Source organism: Dyella sp. (assembly GCF_036568765.1).
Classification (GTDB): domain Bacteria; phylum Pseudomonadota; class Gammaproteobacteria; order Xanthomonadales; family Rhodanobacteraceae; genus GSA-30.
In genome coordinates, this window is sequence record NZ_DATCRY010000166.1 from 1 (window position 1) to 5,342 (window position 5,342).

3 protein-coding genes and 1 pseudogene are annotated in these 5,342 nt (G+C 63.7%); 2 read left to right on the plus strand and 2 right to left on the minus strand.

Annotated elements, in window-relative coordinates; genetic code table 11:
* The coding region (locus VIM98_RS11610) for a nitroreductase family protein (RefSeq protein ID WP_331993272.1) at nucleotides 1-307 on the minus strand (307 nt) is incomplete at its 3' end.
* Nucleotides 308-443: 136 nt separating this feature from the next.
* Between VIM98_RS11610 and VIM98_RS11615 the strand changes: the two genes are divergently transcribed.
* Complete coding sequence (locus tag VIM98_RS11615; protein ID WP_331993273.1) at nucleotides 444-1,436, plus strand: mitochondrial fission ELM1 family protein; 993 nt, start codon at nucleotides 444-446, stop codon at nucleotides 1,434-1,436.
* A 35-nt stretch (nucleotides 1,437-1,471) separates the two neighbouring features.
* Here the strand turns inward: VIM98_RS11615 and glnE are convergent, their stop codons facing one another.
* Nucleotides 1,472-4,333: a bifunctional [glutamate--ammonia ligase]-adenylyl-L-tyrosine phosphorylase/[glutamate--ammonia-ligase] adenylyltransferase gene (gene glnE, locus VIM98_RS11620; RefSeq protein WP_331993274.1), complete on the minus strand. Its 2,862-nt coding sequence runs from the start codon at nucleotides 4,331-4,333 to the stop codon at nucleotides 1,472-1,474.
* A 188-nt stretch (nucleotides 4,334-4,521) separates the two neighbouring features.
* Here glnE and VIM98_RS11625 point away from each other — a divergent pair.
* A pseudogene (locus VIM98_RS11625) lies at nucleotides 4,522-5,342 on the plus strand (LTA synthase family protein); the annotation flags it as partial.

Here is a 5,342-nt window from a genome sequence, read left to right on the forward strand (position 1 = left end):
GCGGGAACAATGTCGGCAGATGCTCGTAGAAGGCCTGGTCGCTGCCGACGATCGCCGCCACCGGCGCAGCCAGCGTCTTGGCGCGATTGCCTTCGGACATCAGCGGCGCAAGTTTTTCTTTCGCTTCCTTGGATTTGACGAAGACCACGCGCATCGGCGAACCGTTCGCGCTGGTCGGGCCGAACTTGGCCAGTTCGTAGAGCCGGTGCAACTGTTCGTCGGCGACATCCTTGGGCAGCCAGGCGTTATACGTACGGGCAGTACGAAACAACTGATCGAGGGCGGTATCGGAAAGCAGCTCGCTCATGGTTATCCTTTTGTCTCAATCGCGGGTGCCCTCAAGCGGGCACCGAGACTTGGAAGTGTAAACGCACGGCGGGATCGGCAGGGCACCCATTTAAGGAACGTACTGTGCTGATTCAAGAAACAATGGGGCGAAACGCGTGAGCGCGTTACAAGGCGAATGCTGGGTGGTGACCGACACGGCTGCGGGCAACCAACGCCAGGCACTGGCGCTGGCCGGGCGAACGGGGTTGCGTGTCCGCCATGTGGTCTGGGCGCCGCGCGCACCCTGGTCCTGGTTCGCACCGCGCCTGCTGCCTGGCGCCCGGCGCGCCCTGGCACCGAGCCAGCGCGGACAGTTAGCGCCGCCCTGGCCACGTATGGCCATTGGCTGCGGGCGCGCTTCGGCGCTTTTCACGCGGCTGCTGCGCGAGCTTTCACGCCAACGCACCTTTACGGTCCAGATTCTCGACCCACGTCTCGATCCGAGCCATTGGGATCTGGTGATCGCACCGCGCCACGATGCCATCGCAGGCGATAACGTCATCGCCACACTCGGCTCGCTCAATCCCGTGGACGCCGAATGGCTGACCGACGGCCGCGACGCCAGCCCTGCGCTGGCCGAATTACCCGCGCCGCGCATCGGCGTGCTGTTGGGCGGTGCGCGCAAAGGGCAAACGCTCAGTGAGGCCTACCTGCGCACATTGGCCGAACATACGCTGGCGCGCCAGCGAAAGGACGGCGGCAGCGTGCTGGCGGTCGCCTCGCGGCGCACCCCTGCTGGCGCCGTTACGCTCTGGCGCGATGCCTTGCGCGAAGTGCCTGGCATGGTCTGGGGCGGACCACAAGACGGCAACAACCCTTACCCCGGTGTACTGTCCTGGTCGGACCGGCTGATCGTGACACCCGACTCGGTCAATATGTTGTCCGAAGCGTGTGCTGTCGGTTGTCCGGTACACACCTATGTAGACGCGCCGCTGCCACCGAAACTGGAGCGCTTTCATGCGGCGCTGCGCGATGCGGGACTTCTGCACGATATCGATGCATCGCCCCCTCTTAAGCAAAGGCCGTTGCGAGAGCTGGACGGCGTCGCACGACAAGTGCTCGCCGCCATGCATGCGCACGAACGGCGTACCGAAAAAGATTGGCATTAATTACTCTCGCCCCTACAGAGATAAGCAAGGGATGGCTAGATTGTGCCTGCAGGTACATATGTAAAGCCTAACTCCGCTGTCACCGCGCCGACCTGCGCGCACAGCGTCTCCAGCGCGGCATCGCGCGGCGCGATGCGCGAACGCAGATCGAGTGTGCATGCCAGCGAACGATGCAACAGGTCCGAATGTGCACGCGCGAACACCTCCGCTTGCCGCCCATCGAGCCAGCCTGCATCGAGGCAGGCATCGATAAGTGCTGCATTGGCCGTTACCCCGAGCATGTCGGGTCGCTGCGCCGCACCGGCCAGCATCAGTCCTTGCAAGGCGAATTCGATATCCAGCAGACCGCCACGGCCCTGCTTCAAGTCAAACCGCGCAGTATCGGAACGATCGCGTTCGGCACGCCAACGCTCACGCATACCGCTGACTTCCTGCAACACGGCGTTGCGATCGCGCGATACGGCGAGAATGTCGCGACGTATATCGACGAATTCGGCGCATAGGGCGATATCGCCAGCCACGGCGCGTGCTCGCAACAGCGCCTGGTGCTCCCAGGTCCAGGCGCGACTGCGCTGGTAAGCGACAAAGGCATCCATGCTGCCGACCAACAATCCCTTCGAGCCGTCCGGGCGCAAGCGCGTATCGACTTCGTACAGGCGACCGGCACGGGTAAGCACCGTCAGCCAGTTGACGATGCGCTGGGTCAGGCGCTGAAACCAGCGCGCACCTTCCAGCGGGCGCGCTCCGTCGCTCATCGCTTGGGCGCGCTTGCCGTCGTAGACAAAAACCAGATCCAGATCGGAAGCGAAGCCCAATTCTTCACCGCCCAGGCTCCCGTAGCCGAGTACGGCGAAACCGGAACCCTCGCCCGGCAGGCGTCCATGTTGCGCAATCAATTCGCGTTCGGCCAGCGCGGTCACCGCCAGCACCACCGACTCGGCCAGCGCTGCCAGACGCCGCGCCGTCGCTACCGCATCGGCACGGCCGTCGTTGAATGCCAGGCCGAGACGGAAGGCGATGCTGGCTTTGAATTCGTTGATCCGCTCGAGTTCGGCTTCGGCTTCGCGCTCGTCCAGCGTACTCAGTACACGAACAATCTCCGCGCTGATATCGGCACGCTTGAGCGGCAACTGATCGATGCGCGGGTCGAGCACATCGTCCAGCAACAACGGCTGGGCAATCACGCGTTCGGCCAGGAACGCACTTTCGGCAAACAGGCTGGCCAGCCGTTTGCGCGCCGATGGCTGCTCTTCCAGCAAGGCCAGATAAGACGAGCGTCGCGCCACGGCCTGCACCAGACGGCATAGGCGCAGCAGGCAAGCCGACGGCGCGGCGCTGGCACGCGCGGCGATGAACAACTGCGGCATCAACCGGTCCAGCCGTTCGCGCGAAGGTTGCGACATCGCACGAACGGTGGCCGCCTGCGGCAACTTGAGCAAGGCATCGGCGGCATCCCCCCCCGGAACGAAGCCGGCCTTCTCAAGGGCCGCCGCATCGATTTCGCCCACGCAGGCATGCTGCCATAGCACCACATCTTCGACCGGCGCACTGGCCGCACGCCCGCCCTGGGGCATCAACACGGCGGCGAATTCTTCGCTGACGATCGCCCGGTGTTTTGCCAGGGATGTTTCGAGTTCCTGCCAATGCTCATAGCCCAAACCGTGTGCGATACGCTCGCGGCTCAGGCTGTCTTCGGGAATGTCGTGGGTCTGTGCATCGCGTAGCATCTGTACGCGGTTTTCCACCTTCCGCAGAAACACGTAGGCCTCCCGCAACGCCTTCGCGCGCGCAGCGCCAATATGGCCGCGTGCCTCGCAAGCCGTTAGCGCGCTCAACAAACCGCGCACGCGCAAGGACGGTTCGCGGCCACCACGAATCAGCTGAGTCAGCTGTACGATAAATTCGATTTCGCGGATGCCGCCTGGACCTAGCTTGAGGTTATCGGCAAGGTCCTTGCGCGCGACTTCCGCATCGATCAGCGATTTCATTTCGCGCAGGCCGGCGAACGCCGTGTAATCCAGATACTTGCGATAGACGAAAGGCCGCAACTGCTCCTGCAATTGTTTGCCGGCATTACGATCGCCGGCAACCGTACGCGCTTTGATCCAGGCGTAACGCTCCCAGTCGCGCCCTTCGCTTTGGTAATACTGCTCCATCGCGCTGAACGGCAGGGCCAGCCGACCGGCATTGCCGAATGGACGCAGGCGCAAATCGACGCGCGCGCAAATACCGTCGATGGTCGGCTCGTTCAGCAGCCGCACCAATTGCCGTCCGAGCCTCACGAAATATTCGCTGTTATCGAGCGCGCGTGCGCCGTCGCTTTGTCCGCTATGCGGATAAGCCAGCACCAGGTCGATATCCGAGGAAAAATTCAGTTCGCTGCCGCCGAGCTTGCCGAAGCCCAGCACCACCATCCGCTGCAGAGCGCCTTCGTGGCTGCGACTGTGCCCATAACGCGCAACCATCGCCTGCTCGCCCCAGCCCAGTGCGACACTGAGCAGTACTTCGTAAAGCACGCTGGTGGCGGCGAGCGTGTCGGACAGCTCGTCCAGGCCGTTGACGTCGCGAAACACCAATCGCAGTGCCTCGGCGTGACGGAACCGCCGCAGGGCAGCCATGCTCTCGCCTTCGTCCTGGCCGAGCTTGAGCGTATCGGCACGCACGCTGGCATCGCCGCCGGCGCGCAGCCGCTCCAGGCCTTGCGGCGCAAGCAATTGCGGTTGGCGCAGCCAGGTCTCGAAAGCGAAATCGCTGGCTAGCAAGGTGCGACGGATGCGCTCCGCCACCCCGGCATCGTCGTGCAGGGGCACGCCTACGGCGCGGCAACGTGCAATCAGCTCGCTATAGCGGTCGTGGATCAGCGCCCGTAGCGCCATGGATTCGGTGGTGACGGCCATCGTGCCATTGTGCCGCAGAGGGCTCTCCCGGGTCTCGCCCGTAAAGAAAACCGCATGGGGGCGTGTTTCCTGGCTCTGCATGGCGCAAGCGGGCCTGAATGACGGGATGGCCCCTGCCCCTGGCCCAACTTCTGGTTCATATCCGCCTTATTACAGTTTTGTTCCCAAGTCATGACAGCCTGGATGCCGTGAACGGAGCGAACGCCAAAACCACCTCGACGCGCCACGATTGGCGCGACAGCCTTGCCTGGCGCATCGTCTGGCCGACGTTGTTGGCCGCGCTTTTCGTGCTGCTTACCGGTCTGGTCGATGGCGGCGTGGGCGTGGCCCCGGCCAAGGTGTTCGCGCAACCTCTGTACCTCCTGGCCAATGCCCTGCCCGGCCTGTTGCTGGCTTCGCTACTGCTGGTCCTGACGCGCCGGGCCATGCTCTCTTTCGGGTGTGCCTTCGCCCTGCAAACCGTGCTTTATGCGGTTAACAAGCTGAAGATCGCCAATCTCAACATGCCGCTGATGCCGCAGGATTTCGGCATGGTCGGCCAGTTGCGCAAGGGTGGCATGCACCTGCTCGGCGGCTATCTGCCTTCCAGCCCCTGGCCTTACCTGGGCATTCTCGCGGCTATCGCCGTCATCGTGGCGATATGGAAGTGCGAGCCGACCTTGTTCCGGCGCCGTACGCGCGGCAAGCGCATCGTTGCGGGTATCGCTGTCGTGGCGACGCTGGGTACCTTGCTTGCTGGCGTGCCCGGCTGGGCGCACGTCTACAACGGCAAACGCCTGTGGATGGAGCCATGGTCCGCCAGCGGTACCGCCGAGCACTCCGGCCTGGTCAGTTCGTTGGTGATGTTCCATCTCGATCAGGCGCGCCAGCAGCACAAGAAGCCCGACGCGCAATCGGCGAAGCAACTGATCGCGCAGAACGATAGCGAGCTGCGCGCGCGCATGCAGGCCGCCTCGCCGAACCAGGGCATGACGCCGGATATCGTGGTGATACAGAGCGAGTCCTTTTT

Coding starts and splice junctions, on each gene's coding strand:
- glnE (WP_331993274.1), bottom strand. CDS start 4,333: ATGGCCGTCACCACCGAATCCATGGCGCTACGGGCGCTGATCCACGAC.